Origin of the sequence: Haloferax gibbonsii, from assembly GCF_001190965.1 — an archaeon.
Taxonomy (GTDB): Archaea; Halobacteriota; Halobacteria; order Halobacteriales; family Haloferacaceae; genus Haloferax; species Haloferax gibbonsii.
In genome coordinates this window covers 902989-920748 of the sequence record NZ_CP011947.1, presented here as the reverse complement: position 1 = coordinate 920748, position 17760 = coordinate 902989, and the positions used below count along the sequence as shown (strand labels likewise).

Sequence of the window (17760 nt, the reverse complement as noted above, 5' to 3'; positions counted from 1 at the left end):
GAATCCCTTACCACCCGATAGTGACGACGGGTACGACATGGACGCGGTACTCGCCGCCGACGACCTCAGGAAGTCCTACGGCGACGTGGAGGCGCTCTCGGGCGTCTCCCTGTCGGTCGCCGAGGGAGAGGTCTTCGGCCTCATCGGTCCGAACGGCGCGGGGAAGACGACGCTGGTTCGCGCCCTCACGGGCACGACCGCGGTAGACTCGGGGTCGGCGGCCATCCTCGGGCGCGACCCGACCGAGGTCGACCGCCAGCGCCTCGGCGTCCTCCCGCAGGAGTTCCGACCCGCGGGTCGGCTCTCCGCCCGCGAACTCGTGGCCTACTACGCTGGGCTCTACGACGACGCCCGCGACCCCGACGCGGTACTCGACGAGGTCGGCCTCGCCGACGCCGCCGACACGTGGTACGAGAACCTCTCGGGCGGCCAACAGCGCCGCGCCTGCATCGCCCTGACGCTCGTCAACGACCCCGACGTGCTGTTCTTGGACGAGCCGACGACCGGCATCGACCCCGCGGGCCGCCGGTCGCTGTGGGGGCTCGTCGAGGACCTCGCCGCCGGCGGGACGACGGTGTTTCTCACCAGCCACTCGATGGAAGAGATAGAGCGCCTCGCCGACCGCGTGGGCCTGCTCAACGCGGGCGAACTCGTCACGGTCGGCGAGCCGGACGACCTCGTCGCCGAGTACGGCGGCGAGAGCCGCCTCGTGGTCCGGACCGACGGCGACGCCGGCGCGGACCTCGGTTCGGTGTCGCTGCCGGCCGCGCTCGACGCGACGGTGTCGGGAGACGGCATCACCGTCCACGGCGTCGGCCCGCGCGACATCGGCGACGTGGTCGCCGCCTTCGACGACGCGGGCGTCGTCTACGAGTCGCTCGTCTGGAAACAGCCCGGCCTCGAAGAGGTCTACCTCTCTCTGACCGGCGAGCAGTTCGAGGCGGCCCGGCCCGCCGCGGCCGCCGCGGTCGGAGGTGACAGATGAGCCTCGCCGCCCGCGTCCGCGCTGAGTTCGTCGCCTCGTGGCACGCGTTCCTCCGGCGGCGGACGGCGGTGTTCTTCACGTTCTTCTTCCCCGCCATCATCGTCGTCATCTTCGGGGCGCTCGTGCAGACCCAGCCGACCGGCGGCGGCCTGTTCGCCGAGCCGAAGGAGTACTATATCGCCGGCTACCTCGCGGTCGTCGTGCTGTTCACCCCGCTGTCGCGCGTGGGTAGCACCATCGCGCGCCACCGCGAGGGAAGCCGCTTCGAGAAGCTGGCGACGACGCCGCTGTCTCGGGCCGAGTGGCTCCTCGCGCACTCGCTCGTCAACGTCGTCGTCATCGGCCTCGCGGCGCTGTTGCTCCTCGCGCTGTCGGCGCTCGTGACCGGCGCGTCGATTCCGCTGACGCCCGCGACGCTCGCCATCGTCCCCTTCGTCGCGCTCGGCGTGACGCTGTTTTGCGGCCTCGGGGCCGTCATCGGGAGCGTCGCCGACTCGCAGGACGGCGTCATCGCCGCGAGCAACGCCATCGCGCTTCCCCTGCTCTTCCTCTCGGAGACGTTCGTGACGCCCGACCTGCTCCCGCCGTGGTTCGTCCCGGCGCTGAACCTCTCGCCGCTCACGTACTTCGCCCGCGGCGTCCGGGCGCTCACCTACGGCGGCGGCGACTGGGTCACCAACCTCGCGGTGCTCGCGGTGCTCGCGGTCGCGTTCTTCGCGGCGGGCACGGCGGCGATTCCGCGGACCGACTGAGGAGGCGTACCGCCCGCCCGCGGCGCCCGGGGCGCTCGCGAGGGCGTTCGACGCGCCCGCAAACTCAAGCCTTAACCCGCGGCCGACCCCACGTGGGGGCATGGTCGAAACTGAGACGTACACCATCGAAGGACCGGACGGAGACACCGAAGCGCTCGAACTCCCCGCGGGCCTCGTCGACATCTTCTCGGAGCAGGGCGAAGACCCGACCGACGTCGTCGCCGACGTCGTCGTGCAGGCGTTCGCACAGCAGGCCCACGTCGTCGCTCACCACAGCGAGGGCGGCGCGCCGGCCGACATCGCCGAAATCAACGAGAAGATGGAAGAGCTGTTCGAAGAGCGCTTCGGCGTCCCGCTCTCGGACGCGCTCGGCCACTCGCACTAAGTCGAGTTCGCGGTCGCTGTTTTCTCTGCCGTTCCGAGTCGAAGGCGAGAGCCGCGCGTCTGAGCCGTCGTGGCGGGTCCGCGGCGCTCAGATGAACGCCAGCGGGACCATGATAGCGAAGCCGGCGGCGAGTCCGGCGAGCAGTTCGACCCGACCGCCGCGCGGGAGGCGCTCGCCGAGTTCGAGCGCCTCGGGGATGAACTCCGTGAGGACGAGAAAGACCATCGCGCCCGCGGCGAAGCCGAAGCCGAACGGGAGGAACTCCCGCGCGATGCGGACGAAGTAGAAGGCGATGACCGCGCCGATGGGCTGGGGCAGACTGGAGAAGATGGCCCACCAGACGAGCTTCCAGTTCGAGACGTTCATCGACCGGAGCGGGATGGAGATAGCCAGCCCCTCGGGGACGTTGTGAATCGAGATGGCGATAGTCATGAACACCGCGAGCAGCGGGACGACGAAGCCGAACAGCTGGAAGCCGCCGTCGAGGCCGAGGTCGGCGAAGGAGACGCCGACGGCGACGCCCTCGGGGAAGCTGTGGACGGTGAGGATGCCGAGAATCAACAGCAGTTTGCGGAAGTCGGCCTCCTCGTACTGCTTGGGGTTGACCTCCGCGCCCTCGATGACGTGGTGGGCGACGAGGACGAGCGCGACGCCCGCGAGCATCCCGATACCGAGTTGCAGCGGCGTCCCGTTGGCGAGGCCCTCGAAGACGAGTCCGAACAGCGACGCCGACACCATGATGCCCGAGGCGATGCCCCACAGCGCCACGTTCCAGCGGTCGCTCACGTCGGAGACGAAGAAGAACGGAATCGCGCCGAGTCCGGTCGCGATGGCCGTGACGAGCCCGGCGAGAAAGACGAACGCGAGCGCAGAAAACTGGTCCATACCGAACGTAATCATTCGGTGCCGATAAGTATTATCATATCCCATATACTTTTGGTTAGCCTAAACTCTGAATTGCGGATAGCTGCGCTCTACTGATTTAGACGGGCCAAAAATTCCCGTCGTATTTATAATCTGTATTCTGATATATTCGTCGTCGAGAGCGATTGCTCGCCGGCGATAGACGGTGAAGAAAAGACGTCGGTTCCGCGGTACACTCGTACCGAGCGCACCGGGCGGAGCGTGTTCAGTCGTCGGCCGGCGACGCGCCCTCCGGCGAGTCGCTGTCGCCGCCCATGGGCGAGACGGGGGTGGCCGCGACGGAGCGGGCCGAACCCATCCAGCGCTCGACGTTGGCCGAGACGTAGTCGCGCGCGCCGAAGGCGACCGCGCCGCCGACGCCGATGGCGAGGGCCGCGGCGATGCCCCACGCGAACGCCTGCGCGATGGTGAACAGGATGGCCACGTCGATGCCCATCGTGCTCAGACCGATGACGACGGCGGTGAAGTAGAGGAACATCCGGGTTCCGACCGCGAAGACGCTCGTGTACGGCGTCTCGGTCGCGGCGCGGGTCCGCGTGATGGCGTCACCGATGAAGTCGGCGACGACGAACCCGAGGACGATGACGAGCAGGCCGGCCACGAACGACGGCGCGTACGACGCCGCGGTCGAGACCCATTCGGAGAACAGGTCGACCGCGAGCACGTCGGCGGCCGCGAGGACGGCGATGGCGTAGACGAACCACTTACCGAGCGTCCCGAACGCGCCCGAGACGGCCTTTTCGGTCCCGCCGAGAATCTTCCCGACGGGCGTCGCCAACACCGCCTTGTCGACCTCGACGCGGTCGGCGACCCGCGTGATGAGTCGGGCGGCGATGCTGCCGATGAACCAGCCGACGATGAGTATTAAGAGCGCGCCCACGAGCCGCGGGACGAACGCGAGCACGGCGTTAGTCAACTCTGCGATGGACTCTGTCAACGTGACTTGTAACGGGTACATTGTTCCGGGTGGAACATCGCGCGCCCGATAGTTAGTTAAGAATAGAAGAACCATGAATAAAATTATCTCGTAATCGGAACCCTCCGATTTCGCCGATACTCGGAGAAACCGGACGGAGCGGCGGGCTGCGGGTCGAAACGTCCGTTCCTCGTTCGACTCGCTCACCGGCGAGACAGTCTCGGGTGCGGGTGGGTCCGCCGTGATTTAATCTCAGCTTGATTCGTCGCCGCGGTCGCGGGACTCGGTGCGCTCGTCGGCGAGGCGGCCGAGCTGTGTCGCGATTTCTTCCATGGCGACGACGAGCCGAGCGGCGTACCAGAGGACGACGACGGCGACGACGAGGAACACCCACGCGAGAATCTGCTGGGCGATGAGGAGCGCGTAGGCGAGCGTCAACACGAGGAAGACGACGACGGCGACTTTCGCGCCGGTGGACCGATGAAGCGGCGCGTCGGGGGAGGGGTTCGACACAACCCATCGTTTTCAGGGGATGACATTATGTGTTTGGCCGCCGCGGGCCGGCGGTGTCGACCCCCTACTGACGAGCGTAACCGGCCCAATTCTGTGGTATAAATCACGAACCATACCGATTAATTGCGCCACTGTATCGTGCCACCAAAGGCCGTGAGACGCCCCACACCACCGAGTTTATCAGTCAATGACGGGAATCAACAACCAATGGGAGAGCTATCCGAATTGTTCGCGCCGAACCGAATCGCGGTGGTCGGTGCGACCGAGCGCGAAGGAGCAATCGGGCGGGCAATCATGGACAACCTCATCGACGAGTTCGACGGTGAGGTCGTTCCGGTCAACCCCAAGTACGACGAACTGTTCGGCCTGCAGTGCTACGGCGACGTCGGCGAGACGAACGCCGACCTCGCGGTCATCGTCGTTCCCCCGAAGGTCGTCCTCCCCGCGATGAAGTCCGCCGGGGAAGCGGGCATCGAGAACGTGGTGGTCATCACCGCCGGCTTCGGCGAGACGGGCAGCGAGGGCGCCGCCCGCGAGCAGGAACTCCGCGACATCGCCGAGGAGTACGACCTCAACGTCGTCGGCCCGAACAGTCTGGGCATCATGAACACGGACGTCGGCATGAACGCGACGTTCGGCCCCGACATGGCCCTCGACGGCAACATGTCGTTCATGAGCCAGTCGGGCGCGTTCATCACGGCCGTCATCGACTGGGCCAACGACGAGGACATCGGCTTCAAGGACATCGTTTCGCTGGGTAACAAGGCCGTCCTCGACGAGGCCGACTTCATCGAGGCGTGGAACGACGACCCCGACACCGAGGTCATCATCGGCTACCTCGAAGGCATCTCGGCGGGCCGCGAGTTCATCGACTCCGCCCGCGACGTGACGAAGGACACGCCCATCGTCCTCGTCAAGTCCGGCAAGACCGACGCCGGCGCGCAGGCCGCCTCCTCGCACACCGGCACCATCGCCGGCTCCGACGCGGCCTACGAGGCCGGCCTCGAACAGGCTGGCGTCATCCGCGCGGACTCCGTCCAGCACCTGTTCGACACCGCCCGCGTGCTGGGCGACCAGCCGCTCCCCGAGAACAAGGACGTCGCCGTCATCACGAACGCCGGCGGCCCCGGCGTCATGACGACCGACGCCATCGGCGAGTCGGAGCTGAAGATGGCCGACTTCACCGACGAGACGCTCGAAGCCTTCTCCGAGTCGCTGCCCGCCGAGGGGAACATCTACAACCCGGTCGACATCGTCGGCGACGCCGACAACGCCCGGTTCAAGGAGGCCCTCGACGTGGCGCTCGCCGACGACAACGTCGGCATGGCGCTCGTCTTGACCTGTCCGACGGCCGTCCTCGACTACAACCAGCTCGCCGCCGACACCGTCGAACTCCAACAGGAGTACGACAAGCCCATCGCCGCCTGCTTCATGGGCGGCGAGCGCGTCGACGCCGCCTCCGACGTGATGAAAGACGCCGGCATCCCGAACTACTTCGACCCCTCGCGCGCCGTCGACGGCCTCGAAGCCCTCTCGGAGTACGCCGACATCCGCCAGCGCGAGTACGACGCGCCCACCGAGTTCGACGTGGACCGCGAGCGCGCCCGCGACATCCTCGAAACCGTCAAGGAGCGCGACGAGACCCGCCTCGGCGTCGAGGCGATGGAACTGCTCGACGCCTACGGCATCGAGACGCCGACGGGCGACATCGTCGACGACCCCGCCGACGCGCTCGACGTCGCGGAGCGCATCGACGGCGACGTCGTGATGAAAATCGTCAGCCCGGACATCCTCCACAAGTCCGACATCGGCGGCGTCAAGGTCGGCGTCGAAAACGAGGAGGTCTACGACGCCTACGAGGACCTCATCACCCGCGCGAAGAACTACCAGCCCGACGCCAACATCCTCGGCGTGCAGGTCCAGGAGATGGTGAACCTCGACGACGGCGTCGAGACCATCGTCGGCATGAACCGCGACCCGCAGTTCGGCCCGCTCATGATGTTCGGCCTCGGCGGCATCTTCGTGGAAATCCTCGAGGACACGACGTTCCGCGTCGCGCCCGTCTCCGAGGCGGAAGCCGAGGACATGACGAAGGAGATCGACGCCGCGCCGATGCTCCGCGGTGCCCGCGGGAACGACCCGGTCGACATCGGCGGCATCACGGAGACCATCCAGCGGCTCTCCCAACTGGTCACCGACTTCCCGGCCATCCTCGAACTCGACATCAACCCGCTCGTCGCGCTGCCGGACGGCGTGAAGGCCGTCGACGTTCGACTCACCGTCGACCCGGACGAACTTTAAACACTTCACTACCCTACCATTCAACAATGAACACGGTACTCGTCACCTCGACCGGAGAAAGCACCGGGAAGACCGCAATCACGCTCGCACTCGGCGTCCTCGCCAAGGAGCGCGGACTGGACGTGGGCTACATGAAGCCCAAGGGCACCCGCCTGCAGTCCAGCACCGGCAAGACCCTCGACGAGGACCCGATGCTCGCCCGCGAACTGCTCGACATCGACGCGGAGATGCACCAGCTCGAACCCGTCGTCTACTCCCCGACGTTCATCCAGGGTGCCGTCCGCGGCAAGGAGAACGCCGAGGAGCTTTCGGAGGTCATCTCCCACCACTTCGAGGACATCTCGGCCGGCAAGGACCTGATGCTCGTCGAGGGCGGCGGCTCCTACCGCACCGGCGGCATCGTGGACCTCACCGACGGCGACGTGGCGAACCTCCTCGACGCCGAGGTCATCCTCGTCGCCGACTACCAGCACCCGAGCGACCTCGACGACGTGGTCGCGGCGGTCGAAGACATCGGCCCCGACCGCCTCGCGGGCGTCGTCTTCAACCGCGTGAGCGACGCCTCCTACGACGAGCTCGAAACGGAGGTCGCGCCGTTCCTCGAAGCCCGCGGCGTCCCCGTCCTCGGCGTCGTCCCGACCGAAAAGGACCTCGCGGGCGTCACCGTCGAGGAACTCGCGAACGAACTCGGCGCGGACTTCGCGACCGACGCGCCGACGGACGCCTTCGTCGAGCGCTTCCTCGTCGGCGCGATGGGCGGCGACGCGGCGCTCCGCTACTTCCGCCGCACGAAGAACGCCGCGGTCATCACCGGCGGCGACCGCGCGAACATCCAGCGCGCCGCGCTCGAAGCCCCCGGCGTCAAGTGCATCATCCTCACCGGCGGCCACCGACCCGTCGGGGCCGTCATCGGCAAGGCCGAAGAGAAGGGCGTTCCGGTGCTTCTCGTCAACGGCGACACGCTCTCGGTGACCGACCGCGCCGAGGACATCGTCAGCACGGGGCGCACCCGCGACGAGCGCACCGTCCGGCGCATGCGCGACCTGCTGTACGAACACGCCGACATCGACGCCATCATCGGGAACATCGAACCCTCCGGTGACGGCGCGGCCGACGGCGACGACGAGTAACGACCGACGCGCCGATAGCGTCGACTGCGTTACTGCTTTTTCGGAATCCGGATTCAGACTCCGTTTCCGTCGCGCTCGCGCCCGTCGAGGTAGTCGTTGACGAGCGACGGCGCAACGACGCCGACGGCGAGGAGTGCGAGAAACGAGACCGTGAACTGCCCGGTGGCCGCCTCCACGAGATACGCGACGGGGAGGGCGGCGAGGACGAAGGCGGTGACGACGAGCGTCTGTCGGGAGACCATACGCCCGCCACGTCAGTCAGGAAGTTAACAGCTTTGCGCCTAACAGCGCCAGCCGCGGTCGGTGTCGTTCAGGAGTTCCGCGCCGTCGTCGGTGACGACGACGAGGTCCTCGATTCGGACGCCGAACTCGTCGGGGAGGTAGATTCCCGGCTCGACGCTGAAGACGTTCCCGACCTCGAGTTCGCGGTCGCTCCCGGCGACGATGTAGGGCGCTTCGTGCACGTCGAGGCCGACGCCGTGGCCGGTCCGGTGGATGAATCGGTCGCCGTAGCCCGCCTCCTCGATGACCTCGCGGGCCGCGCGGTCGACGTCGCCGGCGGCGACGCCCGGTTCGACGGTCTCGACGGCCGCGGTCCGTGCGGCCTGCACGACGCCGTGGACCTCAGCGAACTCCGCGGGCGGCTCGCCGGCGAAGACGACGGTCCGCGTCTGGTCGCTCGGGTAGTGGTCGACGACGGTGCCGAAGTCGAGGACGACCGGGTCGCCCGACTCGATGACGCGGTCGCCGTGGCTGTGGTGGGGCATCGCGCCGTTGGGGCCGGAGCCGACGAGCGGGCCGAAGGGAATCCCCTCGCCGCCCTCGTCGGCGAGGAGGCGCTCGATTTCCGCCGCGAGTTCGTTTTCGGTCATACCGACGGCGTCCGCACCCATGTCGCGGACGCGCTCGACCGCGCGGTCGACGGCCGCGCCGGCGCGGTGGAGCGCGTCGAGTTCGGCGTCGTCCTTCCGCGCGCGGAGCGGGGCGACGACCTCGCTCGCGAGCCCGAAGTCGGCGTCGGGGAGCGCCGTCCGGAGGTCCTGCGAGAAGCGCGCCCACATCGTGTCGTCGAGGAGGACGCGCCCGCCGGCGAGGTCGAGATTCGAGACCACGTCGGCGAGGGCGTCACGCGGGTCGTCGTCGTCGCTCCACGTGCGCACGTCTCCGACCCACGACTCGGTTCGGACCTGCGTCTCGTAGAGGTCGGGGACGAGAAACACCGGGTCGCCCTCGCGGGGGACGAAAAGCAGTAGGTGGCGCTCCGCGGGTTCCTCGTCGAAGCCCGAGAGGTACAGCAGGTTTCGACTGGGGAACAGTACGGCGGCGTCGGCGTCCGCGTCGGCCAATCGTTCCTGACACGCGCGGGTCCGTCGTTCGAAGGGCGTCATGCGAGTGGATACGGGCGGCGGATGAAAAGCGTGGGCGGTCCGCGAGAGCGCGTCGAGGCGCGAACCATCGGGTGGAGCCGGTACGAGGGCGTCCCGCGGGCGGCCTACGCCCCGAGGTCGAGCGGGTCGTAGAGCTGGCCGGTGATGGACTCGAAGGCGTCGGAGGCGGTCACGAGGCCGACCACGGAGCCGCCTTCGGGGTCGCGGACCATGGCGAGTTCCTGATTCTCCGCCTGGAAGCGGTCGATGAGGTCGCTGACCGAGAGGTCCGAGAGAACCGAAAGCGGGGGCGCGGCGATGTCTTCGAGGCGGCGGTCGCCCGACTGGAGGCGGTCGATGTTCGAGAGGACCGTCGGCGCGTAGACGACGCCTCGAACGTCGTCGAGCGAGTCGCCGACGAGCGGGAACCGCGAGTGCTGGGGGTTCGCCCGGATTCGTTCGAGGCTCTCGTCGGTGCTCGCGTCGACCGAGAGCGCGACGACGCGGTCCGCGGGGACCATCACGTCGCGGACGGGTAACTCGCCGATGCGAAGCGCGTTCAGGACCTCCTCGCGGCGGTCCTCGGGGAGCGAGCCCTGCGCGAGGATGTCGCCCATCTGGCTTCGGACCTCGCCGCGGCTGAGGCGGGGTCCCTCGCCGGCGGAGCCGTCGCCGTCTTCCTCCTCGTCGATTTCGGCTTCCTGCCACGACCGGGTTATCTCGACGCCGACGAGCGACAGCAGGCGCTTTGCCAGCCAGTCGGCGACGACGATGACTGGGTACATGAGCTTCGTCCAGCCGTAGAGGACGGGCGCGGTGTACTTCGCCACCGTGCGAGAGCGCTCGACGCCGAGGTACGTCGGCACCTGCTCGCCGAGGACGACGTGCGAGAGGTTGATGACGACGAGCGCCAGTCCGACCGACAGCGACGTGTGGGAACCCGCCGACCCGCCGCCGCCGAGGACCGCGTCGAAGGTGGCCGCGACGGCCGGTTCGGCGACGACGCCGAGGCCGACGCTGGCGATAGTAATCCCGACCTGACAGCCCGAGAGGTACACCTCCAGTCGCTCGGTCATCTCCCACGCGAGTTCGAGGCCGCGAGACCCCTCGAAGGCGGACTCGTCGAACTGCGGCACGCGCGTCATCGCGAACTCCGAGACGACGAAGAAGGCGTTCGCGAGCAACAACACGAGGCCGCCGCCGAGCCGGAGCGCGGTTTCGACACCTACCATGTGGGCCGAGCGTTCGACCCGGACTCCCCTGAGCGTGTCGGCTCCGGTACGACGTTGTGGTTTTTCGGGGAATTATTTTAAACTCAAAAATGTGCCGTAACAACTATGTTTTTCACGGCCGCGGTGTCTGGTATGCGTCAGCAACACAGGCGGACGTTCCTGAAACTGAGTGGTTCCCTCCTCGGTGGGGTCGCCGCCGGGTCGACCGTCGTCGCGGCCGAGCGGACCGACCGGTTCATCGTCGACCTCGGGGGCGGCGACGCGTCGGCGGCGACGAGCGCCGACCTGGAGGTCGTCTACGACCTCTCGCCGGCCGGCGTGGTGGTCGTCGAGGGGAGCGAGTCGGCCGTCTCCGCCCTGAACGCGGCCTACGCGCCCGACGTGGAGATAACGCTCGACGGGCCGGCGGTCGAGGACGCGGGTCCGGCCGATGCGGTCGACGAACCCGGCTACGCCGCGCAGTGGGACAAACAGAGCCAGCGGATTCCCGCGGTCCACGACGTGACCCGCGGGGAGGGCGCGCGCGTCGCCGTCATCGACACCGGCGTCGCCGCCGACCACCCGGACCTCGAACACGCGGTCAACGCGTCGCTCTCGCGGAACTTCACCGGCGACGGCTTCGGCGCGGGCGTCCCCGCGGGCGGCGGCCACGGCACCCACGTCGCGGGCATCGTCGCCGCGAACGACCGAAACGAGACGGGCGTCGTCGGCTCCGCGCCGGGGGCCGAAGTCGTCGACTGCCGCGTGTTCTCGCCGAACACGCTGGCCTCGTTCGCCGACATCCTCGCGGCCCTCGTCTACAGCGCCGAAATCGGCTGCGACGCCGCGAACCTCAGCCTCGGTTCCTACCCGGTCCCGCGACAGGGCGAAGGGCAGTTCTACGGGAACGTGCTGAACAAGACGCTGACCCACGCCAACCGCTCGGGGACCGTCGTCGTCGTCGCCGCCGGCAACGACAGCGCCGACCTCCAGCACGACGGCGGCATCATCAGCCTCCCCAACGAGGGGGCGCAGGCGCTCAGCGTCAGCGCGACCGGACCCAAAGGGACCGCTTTCGACGCGGGCGACGCCGAGGAGGGACCGAAGACGCCGGCGTTCTACACGAACTACGGAACCAACGCCGTCGGCGTGGCCGCCCCGGGCGGCGACGCCCTCCTCTCCGCGCAGGAGACCCACCCCGAGACGTGGTTCTACGACCTCGTCTACAACACCGTCTCGACGCCCGCCTACGACGACGACGGGAACTACGTCGGCTCGGCGAACGGCTACGGCTGGAAGGCCGGCACCTCGATGGCCGCGCCGCAGGTCGCCGCCGCCGTCGCGCTCGTGCGGTCGGTCGAACCGGGTCTGAACGCGAATCAGGTCGCGTCGAAACTCGGCCGCACCGCGACCGTACCCGAGGGTTCCGACAAGGCGTACTACGGGGCCGGCTACCTCGACCCGCTGGCCGCCGTCACCGAGTAACTGCCTCCGCACCCCCGAGAAAGTCCACCGAGCGAACTGATACCTTAGCTCTCGAACACCTTTATCTCGCGAGGCGTCGCATTGTCAGCTATGAGTTGGAAAGCAATCGACGCCCTCGACGACGCCCGTGACGCCACGGCGTCGCTCCTCCTCCCGTTCGACGCGGGTCGATGGGCGCGCCTCGCACTCATCGCCCTCTTCGTCGGCGGCCTCGGCGGGAGCGGCGGTGCCGGAAGCAACACCGGAACGACCACCCCGACCGGGGGCGGGTCGACCGACATCCCGGTCGACTCGCTGCCCGGCTTCGTGACGCCCGAAAACGTCGTCGCCGCGGTTATCGCGCTCGCGGCGGTCGCTATCGCCCTCAGCATCGTCTGGTCGTTCGTCGGCTCCGTGATGCAGTTCGTCCTCGTGGACGCCGTCGTCTCCAAGGACGTGCGCATCCGCGAACCGTTCCGCGAGCGCTTCTGGCTCGGCGTCAGGCTGTTCGGGTTCCAAGTCGGCCTGCTCGTCGCCGTGCTCGCGGTCATCGGAATCCCGGTCGCGGCGGTGTTCCTCGGCTCCGTCGCGTTCACGCCCGCGGTGGCCCTCTTCGCCATCCCGCTCGTACTGCTCGGGCTCCTGTTGGTGTTCGTGGTCGCCATCGTCATGCAGTTGACGACCGACTTCGTCGTCCCGACGATGATGGCCGAAGACCGCACCCTCCTCTCGTCGTGGGGGCGGGTCGTCCCGGTGTTCCGCGCCGAGTTCTCCGAGTTCGGGCTGTACGTCATCGTCCGGTTCATCCTCGGCATCCTCGCGAGCATCGGTATCGGCATCGCGGCCCTCCTCGCCCTGCTCGTCGTCGCCATCCCCTTCGCCATCGTCGGCGGCGGGGCGTTCCTCGCGCTCAACGCCGCGAACGTCGCGTTGACCTCGACGGTCGGACTGGTCGTCTTCGGCGCGCTCGGGCTCCTGTTCGTCCTCGCGGCCATCGCGGTCGGCGCGGTCGTCCAGATGCCCGTCGTGACCTACTTCCGGTACTACTCGCTGTTCCTGCTGGGCAGCGCCGACGACTCGCTCGACCTCGTCTCGCAGTTCCGGTCCGACGACGACTCGTCGGCCCCGGAAGGCCCGACCCCCGCGTAAGGACCGGCGACTCGCTTCGCCGTTCCGCGTCCTTTTTTCACGCCGTCGCCGACGTGACCGCCTCGCGGTCCAGCCGTCCGAGGAGCACGAGAATCGGAATCATCAGCGCGCCGCCGACGACGAACGGTGCCCAGAACGCGACGGCCGTGTAGAGCCCGCCGGCCAGCGCCGGCCCGAACGTCCGGGCGAGGCTCCCCGCGCTCTGGGTGAGGCCGAACGCGCCGCCCTGCTCGTCGTCCGTCGCCGAACGAGAGACGAGCGTGTTCAAGGAGACGTTCGTGAGGGCGTTGCCGAACGACAGCGGCGTCATCACGACGAGGAGCGCGAGCACGCCCGCCGGGAGGACGGGACCGACTGGAAGTATCCTTCCGAGGTCGGGGACGAACGCGCCCAGTTGGGGTGAAAAGGGGACGGCCGCGAGCGTGAGCACCTGAATCCCCGCGCCGGCGACCGCGAGCCGGTACTCGCCGAAGCGGTCGGTGAGCGGGCCGACGAGGCCGCCCTGAACGACCGCGAGGACGACGCCGACGTAGGTGAGGATAATCGCGTTCTCGGTCGCGCCGTAGCCGTACTGGTCGTTGGTGAGGAAGATGAACTGGCTTTCGAGCGCCGAGAAGGCGAAAGAGACGAGGAAGAAGGAGGCGACGAGCGTGCCCAGCCCGGGCGACCGGAGCGCAGAAAGGAGCTGTTGGACGCGGGACTCGCGGTCCCCGGCCGGTGTCCCGCGCGCTTCGGGCGGCCGCGACTCGGGCAGGACGAAGAACGCGACGACGAGGTTCGTTCCGGTGATGGCCGCGGCGGCGAAGCTCGGCAGCGAGAACTCGGAGACGGGGACGAACGCGGGCAGGAGGCCCCGGGCGGCCGCGACGACCGGCTCGCTGGCGAAGAAGCCGCCGAGCGCGGGGCCGAACACGAAGCCGAGGCCGAACGCGGCCCCGAGGAGACCGAGCCCCTTTGCACGCTCGTCCGCCGCGGTGATGTCGGCGATGTACGCCTGCGCGGTGGCGATATTACCGCCCATCGCGCCCGCGAGCATCCGGGCGGCGAACAGCACCGCGAGCGACCCGGCGACGCCGAACAGGAGCCACGCGAGCACGCTTCCCGTGAGCGACAGGAGGAGCACGGGTCGCCGACCGCGGGAGTCCGAGAGGCGACCGAGGAAGGGCGCGGCGAGGAACTGCATCGCCGAGTAGGAGGCGATGAGCAGGCTCCCGACGAACTCCGTCGCCCCGAACGAGAGCGCGTACAGGGGAATCACCGGGATGAGGATACCGAAGCCGAGGAGGTCGACGAAGACGATGAAAAAGACCACCCCGAGCGCCCGACGCGGGTTCTCGACTGTCATCGTCTCTCCGTTGGCGGGGAGTCGAATAACCGCACCGATACCCTCCGTCTCGGAGGGTAAGCGGTGATTAATTAATACGTTGACAATCCTGAGTGTCAGTATGTCCTTCGAATGGGTCTCGTACTTCACGTGCGAGGAGTGTGGGTTGGAACGCCCGTCTCCGGAGGTCCCCTACGACCGCCTCGGATACGCCGTCTGCCCGAGTTGCGGCGCGGAGACGCGCCCGGCCGCCTCGGCGACGGTCGACGCCTCGACGCTGGTGGATGGGTAAGCACTTCGGGCTCGGACGACATCCACCGGTATGAGTTGGACGGAGGTCCGCCGAGACGACCGCATCGTGGAGTGGGAGCGGAGTGACGGCCACGCGACTATTCGGCTCCGTCGCGGGCCGAACGCGTGGCACGTCAGGGTCGACCGACTCTATCAGTCCACCGAGGGCCGCGGCTACGAGGGCGAGCGGTTCGAGTCGGAATCCGAGGCCCGCGAGACCATCGAGGCGTGGAAGGACGAGTACGACGTGGAGAACTGAACTGGGCTACTGGAGCCGGCGCGTCGTCTCGACCAGCGGGTGTCGCGCGTAGTCGACGATGTCGATGTCCGAGATAGATTTGAGGCCCTCCTTTTCGGCGGTCCGCTGCATTCCGAGTTCGACGGGGTCGTCGACGACGATGACGTAGGCGTCCATCTCCTCGATGCCGATTCGGTCGGCCGCGAGGACGCGGTGGTGGCCGTCGGCGAGGAGTAGCGTCCCGTTGTTGTCGATGACGACGAGCGGCTCCGCGAGGCCGCGTTCGAGTTCGTACCGTCGACCGTCGAGTTCGTCGGCGTAGACGCGGGCCTGCGTGGGAATGAGGTTCGAAAGCGAGACCGTGCGGCGCTCTTGGTGGACCGTGATGCCGTGAATCTGTTCGAGCGTCCGCATGAGTTTGCCCACTTTCTCCGGCGTCGCGCGCTCGATTTGGCTCCGGATGACGTCGGTGTTCGAGATGATGCCGACGAGGTTGCCCGCGTCGTCGACGACCGGGAGCTTCTGGATTCCCGACCGGAGGATGACGCGGGCGGCGTCGTTCACGTCCATCTCGGGGTGAGCGACGACGAGGTCCGTCGCCATCACCGTCTCGATGGGGGCGGCGTCGTCGGCGAGGAGGATATCGCGCGCCGTGACGAATCCCTCGGCCTTGCGTCCGTCGCAGACGGGAAAGCCGTTGTGCCCGTCGCTCTCTGCGATGCGTTGGGCGACGTCCGCGACCGTGTCGGTCGGAGAGACGGTCTGGACCTCGCGCGTCATGTACTCCTTGACGGTCGCTTTGGTACTCATCTCCCACCCCATAGGGCCACCGTCGGCAAAAACGTGTGGGCGTTCACTCATCGAGCGGGTACTCGAAGGCCACGTCGGTATCCAGACTCGGCGTCGGCGTCGCGTGCTCCAGCGTCTCGAACATCCGCCCGGCGACGATGTCCGTGACGATGGTGGCGAGCGACTCCCGCGAGTCGTCGCCCACGTCGTCGAGGATGCCCAGTGGAATCTGTGCGCCCGCCATGTCCGCGTGGCCGCCGGCGCTCCCGATAGAGCCGAGGGCGTCGCGGAACGTCTCGCCGAGGTCGACTTTCGCCCCGCGGGCGCGACCGGAGACGTAGACGGTGCCGTCCATCAGGCCGTAGACGACCGTCACCTCGACGCCCTCCATCCCGAGGAGGTGGTCGGCGGCCTGCGCGAGCGCGTCCCGCTCGCGGATGTCGCCGACGTTCGTCGTGAGGACGTTCCCCCGAACGTCGCGGTTCGAGATGGCACGGGCGAGCGTCTCCATCGTCTCGGAGGTCAGACTCGGCGTCTCGACCCGTTCGAGCAGGTCCACGTCGACGTGGGGGATGAGGAAGGCGGCGGCCTCGAAGTCGGCGGTCGAGACCTCCCGCGTGAAGTCGTTGGTGTCGACCTGAATCCCGAACAGGAGGGCCGTCGCCACCGTCGTGTCGGGGACGATTCCGAGCCGTTCGAGATACTCCGCGAGCAGCGTGCTCGTCGCGCCGACGCCGCGTCTGAGGTCCACGTACGCCGCTTCGACCGGCGCGCGCGGCGGGTGGTGGTCGATGACGATGTCGATGGTCGTCTCCGGCGGCAGGCGGTCGTTGACGCCCGGTCGGGAGTGGTCGACGAGCGCGAAGCCGGCGTACTCGTCGTCCGCCGGAACCTCGTCGAGAACCCGAAGGTCCAAATCGAGGAGGTTCACGAGCGCGCGGTTCTCCTGATGAGAGATGTCGCCGAAGTAACACACGTCTGCGTCGACGCTCGCCCGCCGGGCGATGGCCTGCAACGCCAGCGCCGCGGCGATGGCGTCGGGGTCAGGGTTGTCGTGCATCACGACCGCGAGCCTGCCGTCGAGGTTGCGGAGGACCCGCATCAGGCGGTTCAACCGCTCCGTGTGCGACGTGCCGACGGCGTCGAGGATTCGCCCGGAGACGATTCGACGCGGGTCGATGACCTCGTCGGCGATCGCGTCGATGTCGGCGCGGACCGACGGGTCCGCGTCGTCGCCGAGGTAGACGACGAGCGGCGCGTCGGGGAATCGGTCGCGGGCCGCGCGCGCCGCGTCGAGGTTCGGCGCCGAGGACTGCCCGCCGACGATGACGAGGTCGACCGCGTCGGGGTAGTTCGACGGGTCTGCGGGGTCACCCTCCCTCGCGGCGATGCCGTCCGAGCGGAGGTCGTCGGCGCGGCCCTTCCGGTCCGTGACGACCGTTACCGTCCCCCCGCGGTCGGCGAGTAGCCCGACGAGGTTCCCGCCGAGCGACCCGCAGCCGAGAACCAGGCGACGTACCATACACGGAGGGTCGGACTCCGGCCGCAAAACCCTACCGTCCTCCCATCCGGCGATGATATTATGTCATGCCAACGCATGACACATATACGATGGAACTCGAGACGCAACTGCTCCCCGAGTCGCGAGCCGAGTCGTTCGTCCGAACCTGTCGAACCGTCGTCGGCGACGACCTCAGGAGCGTGACGTACTTCACGCACGACCGCTGCGACCAGATATACCTCCGAAGCGACCTCGAAGCCGACGCCGACCTCACCGGGTTCGTCGAACACGAGACCGACGGATTTCAGGCGCGGACCGCCTACCGCGGCTCCGAACTCGGGAACTACCGATACACCGTCCGTGCGTTCGACCACGGGTACCTCACCCGGGTGACGGCCGACGACAAGGGCGTGTTCGTCACCACCGACGGCCTGACGCTCAGGCGCTCCGAGGAGCTGGCGTCGGCGCTCGGCGAGTTACTGCGAGAATAAAAGAAACCGAATCGAACCGAATCGCCGAA

Annotated in this window: 19 protein-coding genes; 10 read left to right on the top strand and 9 right to left on the bottom strand. The window is 68.1% G+C overall.

Going from position 1 to position 17760, the window contains the following annotated elements:
- The first annotated feature begins 37 nt into the window (after positions 1–37).
- The 3 genes from ABY42_RS04845 to ABY42_RS04835 all read left to right on the top strand — a co-directional run bounded on the left by ABY42_RS04845 (position 38) and on the right by ABY42_RS04835 (position 2122).
- Positions 38–985 carry an ABC transporter ATP-binding protein gene (locus tag ABY42_RS04845; RefSeq protein WP_050458839.1) on the top strand — a complete coding sequence of 316 codons (948 nt, stop codon included), beginning with the start codon at positions 38–40 and terminating at the stop codon, positions 983–985.
- Positions 982–1737, top strand: coding sequence for an ABC transporter permease (locus ABY42_RS04840; RefSeq protein WP_004977614.1), 756 nt, complete (start codon positions 982–984; stop codon positions 1735–1737). Before ABY42_RS04845 ends, ABY42_RS04840 begins: the two co-directional genes overlap by 4 nt.
- A gap of 100 nt (positions 1738–1837) precedes the next feature.
- Positions 1838–2122, top strand: coding sequence for a DUF7545 family protein (locus ABY42_RS04835; protein ID WP_004977618.1), 285 nt, complete (start codon positions 1838–1840; stop codon positions 2120–2122).
- An 87-nt stretch (positions 2123–2209) separates the two neighbouring features.
- Here ABY42_RS04835 and ABY42_RS04830 read toward each other — a convergent pair whose 3' ends face one another.
- The 3 genes from ABY42_RS04830 to ABY42_RS04820 all read right to left on the bottom strand — a co-directional run bounded on the left by ABY42_RS04830 (position 2210) and on the right by ABY42_RS04820 (position 4475).
- Complete coding sequence (locus tag ABY42_RS04830) at positions 2210–3007, bottom strand: ZIP family metal transporter (RefSeq protein WP_004977619.1); 798 nt, start codon at positions 3005–3007, stop codon at positions 2210–2212.
- 244 nt (positions 3008–3251) lie between these two features.
- Positions 3252–4004, bottom strand: a complete 753-nt coding sequence (locus ABY42_RS04825; RefSeq protein WP_004977620.1) for a mechanosensitive ion channel family protein — start codon at positions 4002–4004, stop codon at positions 3252–3254.
- Positions 4005–4214: 210 nt separating this feature from the next.
- Positions 4215–4475, bottom strand: a complete 261-nt coding sequence (locus tag ABY42_RS04820) for a hypothetical protein (RefSeq protein ID WP_004977621.1) — start codon at positions 4473–4475, stop codon at positions 4215–4217.
- Positions 4476–4682: 207 nt separating this feature from the next.
- Here ABY42_RS04820 and ABY42_RS04815 point away from each other — a divergent pair, with 207 nt between their 5' ends.
- Entirely contained in the window at positions 4683–6776 is a 2094-nt protein-coding gene (locus tag ABY42_RS04815) for an acetate--CoA ligase family protein (RefSeq protein WP_004977622.1), read from the top strand.
- A 26-nt stretch (positions 6777–6802) separates the two neighbouring features.
- Positions 6803–7906: a phosphotransacetylase family protein gene (locus tag ABY42_RS04810; protein WP_050458838.1), complete on the top strand. Its 1104-nt coding sequence runs from the start codon at positions 6803–6805 to the stop codon at positions 7904–7906.
- Between the two features lie 53 nt (positions 7907–7959).
- On the opposite strand, the gene ABY42_RS04805 is transcribed toward ABY42_RS04810, so the two are convergent.
- From ABY42_RS04805 to ABY42_RS04795, 3 genes are all read right to left on the bottom strand, one after another.
- Positions 7960–8148 carry a hypothetical protein gene (locus tag ABY42_RS04805; RefSeq protein WP_004977625.1) on the bottom strand — a complete coding sequence of 63 codons (189 nt, stop codon included), beginning with the start codon at positions 8146–8148 and terminating at the stop codon, positions 7960–7962.
- A 39-nt stretch (positions 8149–8187) separates the two neighbouring features.
- Positions 8188–9294, bottom strand: a complete 1107-nt coding sequence (locus tag ABY42_RS04800) for a M24 family metallopeptidase (RefSeq protein WP_050458837.1) — start codon at positions 9292–9294, stop codon at positions 8188–8190.
- A 104-nt stretch (positions 9295–9398) separates the two neighbouring features.
- Positions 9399–10505, bottom strand: coding sequence for a hemolysin family protein (locus ABY42_RS04795; protein ID WP_004977627.1), 1107 nt, complete (start codon positions 10503–10505; stop codon positions 9399–9401).
- A 132-nt stretch (positions 10506–10637) separates the two neighbouring features.
- Here ABY42_RS04795 and ABY42_RS04790 point away from each other — a divergent pair, with 132 nt between their 5' ends.
- Both ABY42_RS04790 and ABY42_RS04785 read left to right on the top strand, forming a co-directional pair.
- Positions 10638–11969, top strand: a complete 1332-nt coding sequence (locus ABY42_RS04790; protein ID WP_050459891.1) for a S8 family peptidase — start codon at positions 10638–10640, stop codon at positions 11967–11969.
- Between the two features lie 90 nt (positions 11970–12059).
- Positions 12060–13097, top strand: coding sequence for a DUF7544 domain-containing protein (locus ABY42_RS04785; RefSeq protein ID WP_004977629.1), 1038 nt, complete (start codon positions 12060–12062; stop codon positions 13095–13097).
- A gap of 37 nt (positions 13098–13134) precedes the next feature.
- Here the strand turns inward: ABY42_RS04785 and ABY42_RS04780 are convergent, their stop codons facing one another.
- Positions 13135–14442, bottom strand: coding sequence for an MFS transporter (locus ABY42_RS04780; protein ID WP_004977630.1), 1308 nt, complete (start codon positions 14440–14442; stop codon positions 13135–13137).
- 100 nt (positions 14443–14542) lie between these two features.
- Here ABY42_RS04780 and ABY42_RS19735 point away from each other — a divergent pair, with 100 nt between their 5' ends.
- Both ABY42_RS19735 and ABY42_RS04775 read left to right on the top strand, forming a co-directional pair.
- Positions 14543–14713 carry a hypothetical protein gene (locus ABY42_RS19735; protein ID WP_004977631.1) on the top strand — a complete coding sequence of 57 codons (171 nt, stop codon included), beginning with the start codon at positions 14543–14545 and terminating at the stop codon, positions 14711–14713.
- Positions 14714–14743: 30 nt separating this feature from the next.
- On the top strand, positions 14744–14971 hold the full coding sequence (locus tag ABY42_RS04775) for a DUF7543 family protein (RefSeq protein ID WP_050458836.1): 228 nt from the start codon (positions 14744–14746) through the stop codon (positions 14969–14971).
- Positions 14972–14977: 6 nt separating this feature from the next.
- On the opposite strand, the gene ABY42_RS04770 is transcribed toward ABY42_RS04775, so the two are convergent.
- A complete protein-coding gene (locus ABY42_RS04770) occupies positions 14978–15760 on the bottom strand; it encodes a CBS domain-containing protein (protein ID WP_004977633.1) in 783 nt (260 codons plus the stop codon).
- Between the two features lie 43 nt (positions 15761–15803).
- On the bottom strand, positions 15804–17261 hold the full coding sequence (locus ABY42_RS04765; protein ID WP_004977634.1) for a DHHA1 domain-containing protein: 1458 nt from the start codon (positions 17259–17261) through the stop codon (positions 15804–15806).
- Positions 17262–17350: 89 nt separating this feature from the next.
- Here ABY42_RS04765 and ABY42_RS04760 point away from each other — a divergent pair, with 89 nt between their 5' ends.
- The gene (locus tag ABY42_RS04760) at positions 17351–17731 is read left to right on the top strand and encodes a DUF7522 family protein (RefSeq protein ID WP_008092512.1); all 381 of its coding nucleotides are present in this window, start codon (positions 17351–17353) and stop codon (positions 17729–17731) included.
- Positions 17732–17760 lie beyond the last annotated feature (29 nt).

Coding starts and splice junctions, on each gene's coding strand:
- ABY42_RS04845 (WP_050458839.1), top strand. CDS start 38: ATGGACGCGGTACTCGCCGCCGACGACCTCAGGAAGTCCTACGGCGAC.
- ABY42_RS04840 (WP_004977614.1), top strand. CDS start 982: ATGAGCCTCGCCGCCCGCGTCCGCGCTGAGTTCGTCGCCTCGTGGCAC.
- ABY42_RS04835 (WP_004977618.1), top strand. CDS start 1,838: ATGGTCGAAACTGAGACGTACACCATCGAAGGACCGGACGGAGACACC.
- ABY42_RS04830 (WP_004977619.1), bottom strand. CDS start 3,007: ATGGACCAGTTTTCTGCGCTCGCGTTCGTCTTTCTCGCCGGGCTCGTC.
- ABY42_RS04825 (WP_004977620.1), bottom strand. CDS start 4,004: ATGTACCCGTTACAAGTCACGTTGACAGAGTCCATCGCAGAGTTGACT.
- ABY42_RS04815 (WP_004977622.1), top strand. CDS start 4,683: ATGGGAGAGCTATCCGAATTGTTCGCGCCGAACCGAATCGCGGTGGTC.
- ABY42_RS04810 (WP_050458838.1), top strand. CDS start 6,803: ATGAACACGGTACTCGTCACCTCGACCGGAGAAAGCACCGGGAAGACC.
- ABY42_RS04805 (WP_004977625.1), bottom strand. CDS start 8,148: ATGGTCTCCCGACAGACGCTCGTCGTCACCGCCTTCGTCCTCGCCGCC.
- ABY42_RS04800 (WP_050458837.1), bottom strand. CDS start 9,294: ATGACGCCCTTCGAACGACGGACCCGCGCGTGTCAGGAACGATTGGCC.
- ABY42_RS04795 (WP_004977627.1), bottom strand. CDS start 10,505: ATGGTAGGTGTCGAAACCGCGCTCCGGCTCGGCGGCGGCCTCGTGTTG.
- ABY42_RS04790 (WP_050459891.1), top strand. CDS start 10,638: ATGCGTCAGCAACACAGGCGGACGTTCCTGAAACTGAGTGGTTCCCTC.
- ABY42_RS04785 (WP_004977629.1), top strand. CDS start 12,060: ATGAGTTGGAAAGCAATCGACGCCCTCGACGACGCCCGTGACGCCACG.
- ABY42_RS04780 (WP_004977630.1), bottom strand. CDS start 14,442: ATGACAGTCGAGAACCCGCGTCGGGCGCTCGGGGTGGTCTTTTTCATC.
- ABY42_RS19735 (WP_004977631.1), top strand. CDS start 14,543: ATGTCCTTCGAATGGGTCTCGTACTTCACGTGCGAGGAGTGTGGGTTG.
- ABY42_RS04775 (WP_050458836.1), top strand. CDS start 14,744: ATGAGTTGGACGGAGGTCCGCCGAGACGACCGCATCGTGGAGTGGGAG.
- ABY42_RS04770 (WP_004977633.1), bottom strand. CDS start 15,760: ATGAGTACCAAAGCGACCGTCAAGGAGTACATGACGCGCGAGGTCCAG.
- ABY42_RS04765 (WP_004977634.1), bottom strand. CDS start 17,261: ATGGTACGTCGCCTGGTTCTCGGCTGCGGGTCGCTCGGCGGGAACCTC.
- ABY42_RS04760 (WP_008092512.1), top strand. CDS start 17,351: ATGGAACTCGAGACGCAACTGCTCCCCGAGTCGCGAGCCGAGTCGTTC.